The following is a 12,521-nucleotide window of genomic DNA, read 5'->3' on the forward strand; positions in this document are numbered from 1 at the left end:
CCGGAGCCCGACCCCGGCCGCCGACAGCCCGGAGCGGGCGGACCGGCACCCCCGGTGCCGCTGAGCCCGGAGCGGGGAACTGGCAACCCTGGTGCCGCCGACAGTCCGGAGCGGCGGACCGGCCCCTACGCCGGCGCTCCCGCCGTCTCCCGTTCGCGCTCCAGCATGCGGCGCAGCGGGCCTTCCTCGGCGGCCAGCTCGGCGTACGCCCCGCGCTGCACGACCCGGCCCGCGTCCAGCACCAGCACCTCGTCGACCGCGTCGAGGCCGGTCAGCCGGTGGGTGATCAGGACCGTCGCGCGGCCCCGGGTCGCGTCCAGCAGGTCGGCGGTGAGGGCGTCGGCGGTCGGCAGGTCGAGGTGTTCGGCCGGCTCGTCGAGGACGAGTACGGGGAAACCCGCGAGCAGGGCGCGGGCCAGGGCGAGGCGCTGGCGCTGGCCGCCGGAGAGCCGCGCGCCGTGCTCGCCCACCGGGGTGTCGAGCGTCTGCGGCAGGTCCAGCACCCAGTCCAGGAGACGGGCCCGGGAGAGCGCCTCGCGCAGTTCCGCCTCGGTCGCCCCGGGGCGGGCCAGGCGCAGGTTCTCGCGGATCGTGCTGTCGAAGACGTGCGCGTCCTGGGCGCACAGCCCCACCGAGCGCCGGACCGTGTCCGACCCCAGCGCGGACGCCTCGACGCCGCCCAGTCGGTACGTCCCCGACGAGGCGTCCAGGAAGCGCAGGAGGACCTGGGCGAGCGTCGTCTTGCCCGAGCCGGAGGGTCCCACGACCGCGATGCGCCGCCCGGGTGCCAGTGTCAGGTCGAGCGAGGCCAGCGCGTCGTGCCGGGCCCCCGGGTAGCGGGCGCTCAGCCCCCGTGCCTCCAGCGGGAACGGGGACGCGGGCTCCTCGGCGGGGGCCTCGGGTTCGCGTACGGGCACGGGGGCGTCCAGTACCTCGAACACCCGCTCCGCGCTCCGCGCCACCCGTCGGCGGTACTGCACGGCGAGCGGCAGCCCGGCGACGGCCTCGAAGGCGGCGAGCGGGGTGAGCACCACCACGGCGAGCGCGACGCCGGACAGCCGGCCGTCCCGCACGGCGGGAACGGCGACGATCGAGGCGGCCACCACGGTGAGTCCGCAGACCAGGGTGGAGAGGCCGCCGCCCAGGGCCGTCGCGGCGGCCGCGCGGGAGGCGATCCGGGTCAGCAGCGCGTCGGTGGCGCGCAGCCGCGTCCGGCGGGCGGGCAGTGCTCCCGCGACGGTCAGCTCAGCGGCGCCGCCGAGCAGGTCGGCGACCCCGGTGGCCAGGGCGGCGCGGGCGGGCGCGAGCCGGCGCTCCGTACGGCGGGCGCAGGCGCCGCTGACGAGCGGGACGCCGACCCCGGCGAGCAGCAGCCCGACCGCCAGGACCACGCCCGCCTCCGGAAGCAGCCAGCCGGTGAACCCGACGGCCGCGGCCCCCACCACGACGGCGGTCCCGGCGGGCAGCAGCCAGCGCAGCCAGTAGTCCTGGAGGGCGTCCACGTCGGCGACGAGCCGGGACAGCAGGTCTCCGCGCCTCGTGGTGCGCAGACCTGCGGGGGCGATGCGTTCGAGCCCCTGGTAGACGGCGACGCGCAGCCCGGCGAGGAGCTTCAGGACGGCGTCGTGCGAGACGAGCCGCTCGGCGTAGCGGAAGACCGCCCGGCCGATGCCGAAGGCACGGGTCGCGGTGACCGCCATCATCAAGTACATGACCGGCGGCTCCTCGGACGCGCGGGAGATCAGCCAGCCGGAGACCGCCATGAGCCCCACCGCCGACCCGACCGCCAGACTGCCCAGCAGCAGGGCCAGGGCCAGCTGTCCGCGCTGCGCCCCGGCGGACTCGCGGACGCGGGCGAGCACCCGTCCGGGCCGGGCCCCGGCCTCCCCCGGTCCGCCGCCGGCCGCGCCCGGTTCCTCCGCCCGGCGGGCGTCCAGTGGTTCCCCTCCGGCGAGCGGCTGAGGGACGGCCGGCCCGGAAACGACGTGACGCGAACCGGGGTCCGTGCCCTCCGTCGGCGTACGGGTGCCGGTACGCGGCTCCAGCGCCACCACGCGGTCGGCTACCGCCAGCAGCGCCGGGCGGTGGACGACCAGCAGCACGGTCCGCCCGGCGGCCAGCCTCCGTACGGCGTCGACGATGCCCGCCTCGCTCTCGCCGTCCAGGCTCGCGGTCGGCTCGTCCAGCAGCAGGAGCGGCCGGTCGGCCAGGAACGCCCGGGCGAGGGCGAGGCGCTGGCGCTGGCCCGCGGAGAGCCCGGCGCCGTCCTCGCCCAGTGCCGTCCCCATCCCGTGGGGCAGCGCCGCGACGAAGTCGTACGCGCCCGCGTCCCGCAGCGCCGCGAGGACCGCGTCGTCGTCGGCGTCGGGCCGGGCGAGGCGGACGTTCTCGGCGATCGTGCCCGCGAAGAAGTGGGGGCGCTGGGGGACCCAGGCGATACGGCTCCGCCAGCGTTCGAGGTCCAGGTCCCCGAGGTCCCGGCCGCCGACCCGGACGTGCCCCTCGTCGGGTACGGCGAATCCGAGGAGCAGGTTCAGCAGGGTGGACTTGCCGACCCCGCTCGGGCCGACCAGGGCGACGGTCTCCCCCGGCTCCACGGTGAGCGACGCGGCGTCCAACGAAGGTTCGGCGCGGCCCGCGTGGCGTACGGTCACGTCCGCCAGTTCCAGGCCCAGCGTGTCAGGGACGTCCTCGGTACCCGTGCTCCGGGGCTCGGTCTCCAGGACCGTGAAGATCTCCTCGGCGGCCGAGAGGCCCTCGGCCGCCGCGTGGTACTGCGCCCCGACCTGGCGGATCGGCAGATACGCCTCCGGGGCCAGGATCAGGACGACCAGGCCGGTGTAGAGGTCGAGTTCGCCGTGGACGAGTCGCATGCCGATCGTGACGGCGACGAGAGCCACCGACAGGGTCGCCAGCAGCTCCAGGGCGAACGAGGACAGGAAGGCGATCCGCAGGGTGCGCAGGGTGGCCCGGCGGTAGTCGGAGGTGATCGTGCGGATCGACGCGGCCTGGGCCTTGGCCCGCCCGAAGACCTTCAGGGTCGGCAGCCCGGCGACGACGTCCAGGAAGTGCCCCGAGAGCCGGGACAGCAGCTGCCACTGGCGGTCCATCCGGGACTGCGTGGCCCACCCGATCAGGATCATGAAGAGCGGGATGAGCGGGAGGGTGACGACGATGATCGCCGCCGACACCCAGTCCTCGGTGACGATCCGGGCCAGCACCGCCACGGGCACGACGACGGCGAGACCGAGCTGCGGGAGATAGCGGGCGAAGTAGTCGTCGAGCGCGTCGATCCCCCGGGTGGCCAGGGCGACGAGCGAACCGGTGCGCTGCCCGCTCAGCCAGTCGGGCCCCAGCCGCGCGGCCCGCTCCAGGAGCCGGCCGCGCAGCTCGGACTTGACGGCCGCGCTGGCGCGATGGGCCGCCAGTTCGGTGAGCCAGGCGACGAGGGCCCGGCCGATGGCCACCGCGGCGAGCAGAAGAAGGGGGGTGCGCAGCGCGGTGACCGTGAGTCCGCCCTCGAAACCGCCCACCACGATCTCGGCGACGAGCATCGCCTGGGCGATCACCAGCAGGGCGCCGACCAGGCCGAGCGCCACCACGGCCGCCAGGAAGAGGCGGGTGGCGCGGGCGTAGTGGAGCAGACGCGGATCGATCGGTTTCACGTGAAACATCCCCCCGGCGGGGTCGGGTCGGTGAGCTCTGCGGGATCGGCGGCCGCTCCGGCCCCGCGGGAGAGGCGGGACCGGAGCGGTCCGCCGGACTCAGTGCGCGTCGGCGATGTGCTGGGTGCCGATGCGCTTGCGGAAGACCCAGTAGGTCCAGCCCTGGTAGAGCAGCACGACGGGCGTGGCGATGCCCGCGCACCAGGTCATGATCGTGAGCGTGTACGGGCTGGACGAGGCGTTGGTGACCGTGAGGTTCCAGGCGTCGTCCAGCGAGGACGGCATGACGTTCGGGAAGAGCGTCAGGAAGAGCATCGCGACCGCCGCCGCGATCGTCACGCCCGAGAACGCGAACGACCAGCCTTCGCGGCCCTTGGCGATGGCGCCGATGGCGGCCAGGAGCGCCACCACCGCCACGGCCATGGCGCCCAGGCTCCAGCCGTCACCGTTCTCGGTCTGGGTCCAGAGCAGGAAGCCCAGCGCGAGCAGCGCGGTGACGGGTCCCAGCTTCAGGGCCAGTGCGCGGGCCCGGACGCGAATGTCGCCCGCCGTCTTGAGGCCGGCGAACACCGCCCCGTGGAAGGTGAACAGGGTGAGCGTGACGAGGCCGCCGAGGATCGCGTACGGGTTGAGGAGGTCGAGGAAGGTGCCGACGTACTCCATGTCGGCGTCGATCTTCACGCCCCGCACGATGTTCCCGAACGCCACGCCCCACAGGACCGCGGGGATCAGGGAGGTCCAGAAGATCGCGGTCTCCCAGTTCGTCTGCCACCGCTCCTCGGGCCGCTTCGCGCGGTACTCGAAGGCGACGCCGCGCACGATCAGGCAGAACAGGATGATCAGCAGCGGCAGGTAGAACCCGGAGAAGAGGGTGGCGTACCACTCCGGGAAGGCCGCGAAGGTCGCGCCGCCGGCGCTGAGCAGCCAGACTTCGTTGCCGTCCCAGACGGGCCCGATCGTGTTGATCAGGACCCGGCGCTCCTTGCGGTCGCGGGCCAGCAGCCTGGTGAGGACCCCGATGCCGAAGTCGAAACCCTCCAGGAAGAAGTAGCCGGTCCACAGGACGGCTATGAGCACGAACCAGACGTCGTGGAGTTCCATCTCTCTCAGCTCCTGTGCTCAGTACGAGAAGGCCATCGGCCGGTCGGCGTCTTCTTCGTCATGGCCGCCGATCCGGGTGGGCGGGTTGAGGTCGTTCTCGGTGAGCTCCGGGGGCCCGGCCTTGATGTACTTCACGAGCAGCTTCACCTCGATCACGGCGAGCACCGCGTAGAGCAGGGTGAAGACGATCATCGAGGTGAGGATCTCGCCCTGCGAGACGCCGGGGGAGACCCCCGCACGGGTCTGGAGCACCCCGTAGACGACCCACGGCTGGCGGCCCATCTCGGTGAAGATCCAGCCCCAGGAGTTGGCGATCAGCGGGAAGAGCAGGGTCCAGAGCGCGACGACCCAGTAGAGCTTGGTGAGCCTCGGGCTCAGTGCCTTGTTCCGGAAGAGGACCAGGTTCGGCACCTCGTCCTCACCGGTCCGCATCGCCGGTGGCAGCAGGAACCTCTTCCGGGTCAGCCAGAGTCCCAGCAGGCCGAGGCCGAAGGAGGCCATGCCGAAGCCGATCATCCACCGGAAGCTCCAGAACGCGACCGGGATGTTGGGACGGTAGTCGCCGGGACCGTACTTCTCCTCAAGGCTCTTGTTGATGTCGTTGATGCCCGGGACGTGCGAGTTCGGGTCGTTGTTGGCGAGGAAGGAGAGCACTCCGGGTATCGAGATCTCCACCGAGTTGTGGCCCTTGCTGACGTCCCCGTACGCGAAGATCGAGAACGGCGCCCCGTCCTCCCCGTCCCACAGGGCCTCGGCGGCGGCCATCTTCATCGGCTGCTGCCGGAACATGACCTTGGCGAGGCTGTCGCCGCTGACGGCGGTCAGCATGCCGGCGATCACGACGGTGATCAGCCCCAGGCGCAGCGAGGTCCGCATCACCGGGATGTGCTTCTTGCGCGCCAGATGGAAGGCGGCGATGCCGACCATGAAGGCTCCGCCGACGAGGAACGCCGCCGTGATGGTGTGGAAGAACTGGGTGACCGCGGTGTCCTGGGTGAGCACCCGCCAGAAGTCCGTCAGCTCGGCGCGTCCGCGCTCCTCGTTGATCCGGTAGCCCACCGGATGCTGCATCCAGGAGTTGGCCGCCAGGATGAAGTAGGCGGAGAGGATCGTGCCGACCGAGACCATCCACATGCAGGCGAGGTGGATCTTCTTCGGCAGCTTGTCCCAGCCGAAGATCCACAGCCCGATGAAGGTGGACTCGAAGAAGAAGGCGATCAGCGCCTCGAAGGCGAGCGGAGCGCCGAAGACGTCACCGACGAAGCGCGAGTAGTCGGACCAGTTCATGCCGAACTGGAACTCCTGGACGATGCCCGTGACGACGCCCATGGCGATGTTGATCAGGAACAGCTTGCCCCAGAACTTGGTCGCCCTGAGGTACTTCTCGTTGTCGGTCCGCACCCAGGCGGTCTGCAGGCCGGCGGTGAGCGCGGCGAGCGAGATCGTCAGCGGGACGAAGAGGAAGTGGTAGACGGTGGTGATGCCGAACTGCCATCGCGCCAGGGTCTCCGGCGCCAGAGCGAGGTCCACGTCGTCAGTCTCCTTACATCGCCGTGGTCATACCGGCGCTACGCCCCTTTGATCCCACCGATCACGGGATAAAGCAGGCGAGCTTGTGAACGCGTTCACATTCACAAGCAATTATGGCGCACACACTTTCGGACCGTTCGCCGGGGGTACCCCTTTTCGGCCCCGGCCCCACGCGAAGGGCCCCGGACCTCGGGGTCGAGGTCCGGGGCCACCCAGCCGTACAGGCGCCGCGGCGCCGACCGCGAGCGGGGGCTACAGCTCCGCGCGGAACGCCTCCGCCGCCTTCAGGAACAGGTCATTGGCCTCGTTCTCGCCGACCGTGACCCGCACGCCCTCGCCCGCGAACGGCCGTACGACCACGCCGGCCCGCTCACAGGCACGCGCGAAGTCGACCGTCCGTTCGCCGAGCCCGAGCCAGACGAAGTTCGCGTGCGACTCCGGCACCGTCCAGCCCTGGCGCACCAGCTCCGCGCTCACCCGGGCGCGCTCGGCGACCAGCGAGCCCACCCGGCCCAGCAGCTCGTCCTCCGCGCGCAGCGAGGCCACCGCCGCGTCCTGGGCGAGCTGGCTCACACCGAAGGGGACGGCGGTCTTGCGTAGCGCCGCGGCCACCCGCTCGTGCGCCACCGCGAAACCGACCCGCAGCCCGGCCAGGCCATACGCCTTGGAGAAGGTCCGCAGCACGGCCACATTGGGCCGGTCCCGGTAGATCTCGATGCCGTCCGGCACCTCGGCGTCGCGGATGAACTCCTTGTACGCCTCGTCGAGCACCACCAGCACATCGCTCGGCACCCGGTCGAGGAACCGCTCCAGCTCGGCCCGTCGCACCACCGTGCCGGTGGGGTTGTTGGGGTTGCAGACGAAGATCAGCCGGGTCCGGTCGGTGATCGCCTCCGCCATCGCGTCGAGGTCGTGCACCTCGCCGTCGGTCAGCGGGACCTTCACCGAGGTCGCCCCGCTCACCTGCGTGATGATCGGGTACGCCTCGAAGGACCGCCAGGCGTAGATGACCTCGTCGCCGGGTCCGGAGGTGGCCTGGAGCAGCTGCTGGGCCACCCCCACCGACCCGGTGCCGGTGGCGAGGTGCGCCAGGGGCACACCGAAACGGTCGGCCAGCTCGTTCATCAGGCCGGTGCACGCCATGTCCGGGTAGCGGTTGAAGCTCCCCGCCGCGGCGAGCGCCGACTCCAGCACCCCCGGCAGCGGCGGGTAGGGGTTCTCGTTGGAGGACAGCTTGTACGCGACCGGTCCGCCGGCCGCCGCCGGCTTCCCCGGCACATAGGCGGGAACGCCGTCCAGCTCGGCGCGCAGCTTGGGGCTCGTCTCGCTCACCGCAGGTCCTCCTCGACCGTCCGTTCACAGCAATACTGCACACCTTATGAGGATTGGCCCCCGCTGCGAATGGCCCCAGCGGGAAATCGACCGCAGTGCCCGGGAATGGGACCTCACCCGGCGCCGGTCCGAGGACGCCGCCCGGGGGAGCGCTTCCCGTTTCGGCGTGCGCCGGTGGCTCGCGCCGTGGCGCGCGTCCCCCGAAGAGGTGAGTTGAGACCTCTTCGAGACATCGCACATTCAGCAGGCTGCCTGCCTTCAGCACCTGAAACCCTTATGCAATACCTCTCAACCCCCTTATATTCAAAGGGGTTTGATGAACAGTGACCTTGCAGAAACGTGCCTGTCAACGTGTGCATATGCGACCGGACCGACCACCCTCCGGAGCCCTACTATCGGCTCGCCATGACAGCAGCAGGGAAGCACCAGGTGAGCCGGACGGAGACCCCCCGGCGCAGCGGCCGGCCAGGACGTGCGGGGATCCGTGACGTGGCCGCCGCGGCCGGAGTCTCGATCACGACCGTCTCCGACGCGCTCAACGGCAAGGGCAGGCTCCCGGACGCCACCCGCCGCCATGTCCGCGAGGTCGCCGAGCGTCTGGGCTACCGCCCGTCCGCAGCGGCCCGAACCCTCCGTACGGGCAAGTCGGGCCTGATCGGCCTGACCGTGACCACGTACGGGAATGAACCTTTCACCTTCACCGAATTCGCGTACTTCGCGGAGATGGCGAGAGCCGCGACCTCGGCGGCGCTCGCCCGCGGCTACGCCCTCGTCATCCTCCCCGCCACCTCCCGGCACGACGTCTGGTCGAACGTCGCGCTCGACGGGACCGTCGTCATCGACCCCTCCGACCAGGACCCGGTCGTCACCGAACTCGTCCGCCAGGGGCTGCCCGTCGTCTCGGACGGCCGCCCGGCCGGGACGCTCCCCGTCACCGCCTGGGTCGACAACGACCACCGGGCCGCCGTGCTCGACCTCCTCGACCATCTCGCCGCCGCCGGAGCCCGCCGTATCGGCCTGCTCACCGGCAACACCACCGACACCTACACCCGGCTGTCCACCACCGCCTACCTCCACTGGTGCGAGCGGGTCGGCCAGGACCCCGTCTACGAGTCCTACCCGGCCCACGACCCCTGCGCGGGAGCGGTCGCGGCCGACCGGCTGCTCGCCCGCCCGGACCGTCCCGACGCGGTCTACGGGCTCTTCGACCCCAATGGGACCGATCTCCTCGCGGCGGCCCGGCGCTACGGGCTGCGGGTCCCCGAGGACCTGCTCCTGGTCTGCTGCAGCGAGTCCACCGTCTACGCCGCCACCGAGCCGCCCATCACGACGCTCTCGCTGAAACCCCGCCGCATCGGCACGGCCGTCGTCCAGCTCCTCATCGACGCCATCGAAGGGGTCGAACACGACGGGCCGGTGGAACAGGTCATACCGACCGAGCTCATCGTCCGGACCTCCTCACAACGCCGTCCACCACGCACCACGGTCAGCGCGCCGCGCTCCCCCAGCAGGGACTGATCATCTTTTTTCGGACCAATCGGACGGTGAACCGTACGTGCGCCCGGATTCACCACCCCTGGTGCGTCACACAGATCGATCCGCATTCCTATGATGGGCGCACGACACCGCGGACCACCTCTACCAGGCAAGGCCCGTCAGGTGTACGGCGGCGCGACGGTGGTGGAGGGGTCGATGACTCAGGGGGCCGGTCAGGAACCCGTGGTGCGGACGGCGACGTTGCGTGACTTCCGGGTTCCGCCGTATGCGCAGACGCCCGTGCCACCGCAGGCGCGGGTGGCACCTCCTTCCCCGGTGCCGCCGCGTGCGCCGGAACCGGACACGCTCCCGCCGGCCGCCTCCGTACCGCCGCACACGCCGACGCCGCCCCGTCCGCCCCACCCCGGCAACGCCGCTGTGGGCGGCGAGCAGCCGGAGGGCTACACACCGACCGAACGGGACCTCCCGGTCATCCGGCGCGGCGACACGGTCCAGGTGCGAACCGCTCCCGAGCCGAGCCCCGAATCCGGGGACGGCCGCGGCCCGCTCTTCGTGGTCGGCGACGTCCACGGCTATCTGGACGAGCTGCTGGCCGCCCTCGGCGAGCAGGGCCTCATCGACGCCGACGGAAGCTGGGCGGCGGGCAACGCCCGGCTGTGGTTCCTCGGAGACTTCACCGACCGCGGACCGGACGGCATCGGGGTCATCGACCTCGTCATGCGGCTCTCCGCCGAGGCGGCGGCGGCCGGCGGCTACTGCAAGGCCCTGATGGGCAACCACGAGCTGCTGCTGATCGGCGCCAAGCGGTTCGCCGACACCCCCGTCAACTCCGGGGCGGGCACGGCCACCTTCCAGGCCGCCTGGCTGCTCAACGGCGGCCAGAAGACCGACATGGAGCGCCTCCAGGACGTCCACCTCCAGTGGATGTCCCGGCTCGACGCGGTCATCGAGGAGGACGGGCATCTGCTGATGCACTCCGACACGACGGCCTACCTCGACTACGGGTCCACCATCGAGGACGTCAACGACACGGTCCACGCCATTCTCACGCGCAACGACGCCGACGAGTGCTGGGACCTCTTCCGCAAGCTCACCAAGCGGTTCGCCTTCCGGGACGAGGGCGGCTCCCAGGCGGTGCGCGAGCTGATGACGACGTACGGCGGGCAGCGCGTCGTCCATGGCCACAGCCCCATTCCGTACCTCCTGGGCGAGGCCGGCCCGGAGGAGGGCGAGGAAGGCTCGGGACCCGTGATCAACGGCCCGCACGTGTACGCGGACGGCCTCGCCATCGCGATGGACGGCGGTGTGACCATGGCCGGAAAGCTGTTGGTGGTCCAACTCCCGCTGCATGACTGACCGTCGGCGGGGAAGGCGCTTCAGGTTGCGCCTGCGCCGACCTCGTCGATCACCGGGCCCGTCCCAGGGCCCAATTCAGGAAACACTCTGTCACCCCGTGCCGTGAGCGCTCTACCATCGGCCTATCAGTGGCAGGCTCTCCTCCGTTTCCGCCCGATCGCCCGGTCCACGCGGGAGACCGGGCACCGACGGAGCATCGGGGGATGCAGATGACAAGCGCTCCGCACCTGCTGGCCGAGGACGGACCCGAGTACGAGCGGATTCTGGGCGACGCGCTGCGCCACGCTCACGAACGCCCGGACCTGGAGGGCGTCGGCGACCGGCTCAACACCGAACAACTGCGCACCATGGCGCTCGGCGCCACCGCGCTGATCACCGCGTCGGCGGCCACCGAGTACGAGCACTACGTCAGCGCCCGGGGCGAACTGCGCCGGGCGCCGGCCGAAGGGTCCGACGCGTACCCGGCCCTGGACGGGCCGGGGAGCACGGCGCCCGGGGCGGGAGCCGGCATAGGGGCGGTCGTCACGGTCCTGACCCCGCTGCTGGCCGGCACCGCGGCCGTCATCTTCCTGCTCGTCGGCTACCTGCTGAAGGCGGTCGGCCCGTCGGTGGCCTTCGGCGCCTCGATGGTCACGGCCGGGTGGTTCTTCGCGGCGGTCGCCGCCGCGGCGATCCTGGTGGCGGCGATCGGCCTGCTCGTCACCGCCCTCCGCAACGGCGCGACGTCCCTGGCCGCCGAGGCCGAGGAGCAGGACCTTCCGGAGGAGGTCGCGCGGGCCAGGGAGGCGTGGCGCCACGCCCTGCTGGAGCGCGGCATCCTCCCGTTCCTCCGGGACGCCCTGGCCGACCCCACCGCGGGGCCCGCCGCGCGGTCCCCGCACCGTTCGCCCGACCGCATCCCGAGGGTCGGCTACAGCAGGCCGGACTTCTCCGGCCCGGACGACGGCCCGGCGGCCGGACCCCGGCCGACCTTCACCAGCCCCGACTTCACGGGGCCGGACTTCGGCGGACCCGAGCACCGCCCGGACTGATGCCGGCACGGGCGTCGGCATCCGGTTTCGGCCACGGGACCAGGCCGGACATACCGCGGGCCGGGGCGGCAGATGCCGCGCCCGGCCCGGGGAACGCTCCGGAAGGACCGGAGCGGCTGATCAGATCGCCTGCGGGGCGAGCTTCGGGTTGACGCCGTACTGGTTCGTCTCCGGCTTGCCCTCCGAGGCGAGGAAGACGATCAGGATGATGGCGCCGACCAGGGGGATGAGCCCGATCAGCAGCCACCAGCCCGAACGGCCGGTGTCGTGCAGGCGGCGCACGCCGACCGCGAGCGTCGGAACGAGGATCGCGACGGTGTAGATGTAGGACAGGAAGTCCGCACCGATCAGGCCGCCGATGATCGAGAGCACCAGGCTGATGACAAAGCTGATGAGCGCGAACATCCAGTACTCCTTGCGGCGCGCGCGTCCGCTGAAGCCTGCGTAGTTCTTGAGTACTGCCAGGTACCAGTCCATGGTGTTTCCCTCCCCGGGCCCCTGTTCAGGGGCCGCCAAATTTCAGCCAAGCCAGCCGGAAAGTAAGCCACAGATAAGGAAAGGGTCAAGCGCAGGTGAGCCGGGGGCCGGAACGTACATCCAGCTGCCACACGACTGTATCCATACTGTCGCTTAACAAGCGGCGGAACCAACCCAAAGACCAATGAACCGGCCCAAGTTGCCCGAAAGCACGCAAGGCGGTCCCCGGCCACCGGGGTCCGGTGGCCGGGGGCGAGGCTTGGCCGGCCTGCGGGGGGGGGTGCCTCTATGTCGTTCGTCAATCCCGCGCTGCCGGTTTCGTGGGTGGTGGTCTCGTTCATGCGGCGAGGGTGGCGGTGGGTGTGCGGGGCTCGTAGAAGGTGCCGTCGCGGAGCATGGCGAACAGGACGCTGATGCGTTGGCGGGCGAGGCGGAGGAGGGCTTGGGTGTGGGTCTTCCCGCGGGCGCGTTGTTTGTCGTAGTAGGTCCGGGAGGCGGGGTCGGCGTTCATGCAGGCGAAGGCGGACAGGAA

General features: G+C 71.4%; 8 protein-coding genes and 1 pseudogene. 3 read left to right on the forward strand and 6 right to left on the reverse strand.

All coding sequences use genetic code 11. The features are described 5' to 3' along the window. Window positions 1–125: 125 nt before the first annotated feature. The 4 genes from cydD to hisC form a co-directional block, all read right to left on the reverse strand. Entirely contained in the window at window positions 126–3,665 is a 3,540-nt protein-coding gene (gene cydD, locus ACIQMU_RS26195) for a thiol reductant ABC exporter subunit CydD (RefSeq protein WP_352239174.1), read from the reverse strand. Between the two features lie 99 nt (window positions 3,666–3,764). Beyond that, complete coding sequence (cydB, locus tag ACIQMU_RS26200; protein ID WP_402689830.1) at window positions 3,765–4,766, reverse strand: cytochrome d ubiquinol oxidase subunit II; 1,002 nt, start codon at window positions 4,764–4,766, stop codon at window positions 3,765–3,767. A gap of 18 nt (window positions 4,767–4,784) precedes the next feature. Continuing rightward, window positions 4,785–6,296 carry a cytochrome ubiquinol oxidase subunit I gene (locus tag ACIQMU_RS26205; protein ID WP_352239176.1) on the reverse strand — a complete coding sequence of 504 codons (1,512 nt, stop codon included), beginning with the start codon at window positions 6,294–6,296 and terminating at the stop codon, window positions 4,785–4,787. A gap of 252 nt (window positions 6,297–6,548) precedes the next feature. After that, window positions 6,549–7,628 (reverse strand): histidinol-phosphate transaminase, encoded by a 1,080-nt coding sequence (gene hisC / locus ACIQMU_RS26210; RefSeq protein ID WP_352239177.1) that lies wholly within the window; start codon window positions 7,626–7,628, stop codon window positions 6,549–6,551. Window positions 7,629–8,033: 405 nt separating this feature from the next. On the opposite strand from hisC, the gene ACIQMU_RS26215 reads away from it, so the two are divergent. The 3 genes from ACIQMU_RS26215 to ACIQMU_RS26225 all read left to right on the forward strand — a co-directional run bounded on the left by ACIQMU_RS26215 (window position 8,034) and on the right by ACIQMU_RS26225 (window position 11,512). Then, window positions 8,034–9,146, forward strand: coding sequence for a LacI family DNA-binding transcriptional regulator (locus ACIQMU_RS26215; RefSeq protein WP_073867403.1), 1,113 nt, complete (start codon window positions 8,034–8,036; stop codon window positions 9,144–9,146). Window positions 9,147–9,305: 159 nt separating this feature from the next. Continuing rightward, window positions 9,306–10,481 (forward strand): metallophosphoesterase, encoded by a 1,176-nt coding sequence (locus tag ACIQMU_RS26220; protein ID WP_402689836.1) that lies wholly within the window; start codon window positions 9,306–9,308, stop codon window positions 10,479–10,481. Window positions 10,482–10,684: 203 nt separating this feature from the next. Continuing rightward, on the forward strand, window positions 10,685–11,512 hold the full coding sequence (locus tag ACIQMU_RS26225) for a hypothetical protein (RefSeq protein ID WP_402689831.1): 828 nt from the start codon (window positions 10,685–10,687) through the stop codon (window positions 11,510–11,512). Window positions 11,513–11,632: 120 nt separating this feature from the next. On the opposite strand, the gene ACIQMU_RS26230 is transcribed toward ACIQMU_RS26225, so the two are convergent. Both ACIQMU_RS26230 and ACIQMU_RS26235 read right to left on the reverse strand, forming a co-directional pair. Further along, complete coding sequence (locus ACIQMU_RS26230; protein ID WP_352239180.1) at window positions 11,633–11,989, reverse strand: DUF805 domain-containing protein; 357 nt, start codon at window positions 11,987–11,989, stop codon at window positions 11,633–11,635. 337 nt (window positions 11,990–12,326) lie between these two features. After that, window positions 12,327–12,521: pseudogene (locus ACIQMU_RS26235) on the reverse strand (IS110 family transposase); the annotation flags it as partial.

Origin of the sequence: Streptomyces sp. NPDC091649 (assembly GCF_044756785.1) — a bacterium.
Lineage (GTDB): Bacteria > Actinomycetota > Actinomycetes > Streptomycetales > Streptomycetaceae > Streptomyces.